Source organism: Aromatoleum evansii (assembly GCF_012910805.1).
GTDB lineage: Bacteria > Pseudomonadota > Gammaproteobacteria > Burkholderiales > Rhodocyclaceae > Aromatoleum > Aromatoleum evansii.
The window spans coordinates 1-222 of sequence record NZ_WTVK01000329.1; the positions used below are offsets into that span (position 1 = coordinate 1).

Sequence of the window (222 nt, forward strand, 5' to 3'; positions counted from 1 at the left end):
CGGCGAGCTGATCGCCGACGGCACGCCCGACGAGGTCTTCCGCGATCCGGAAGTGATCAAGAGCTACACGGGAGCGAGCCATGCTTGAGATCGAAAACATCCGTGCCGGCTATGGCGCCATCAACGTGCTGTGGGACGTCTCGCTGACCGTCGCGCCGGGCGAGCTGACCACCATCATCGGCCCCAACGGCGCCGGCAAGACCACGCTGCTGCGCGCGCTGA

Annotated in this window: 2 protein-coding genes; both read left to right on the top strand. The window is 66.7% G+C overall.

Features of this window, described 5'->3' with window-relative positions:
• The first annotated feature begins 10 nt into the window (after positions 1 to 10).
• Positions 11 to 88, top strand: coding sequence for an ABC transporter ATP-binding protein C-terminal domain-containing protein (locus GO615_RS28560; RefSeq protein ID WP_339380062.1), 78 nt, complete (start codon positions 11 to 13; stop codon positions 86 to 88).
• Positions 81 to 222, top strand: a 142-nt coding sequence (locus tag GO615_RS28565) for an ATP-binding cassette domain-containing protein (protein ID WP_169133135.1), incomplete at its 3' end; no start/stop codon positions are given. The genes GO615_RS28560 and GO615_RS28565, both read left to right, overlap by 8 nt.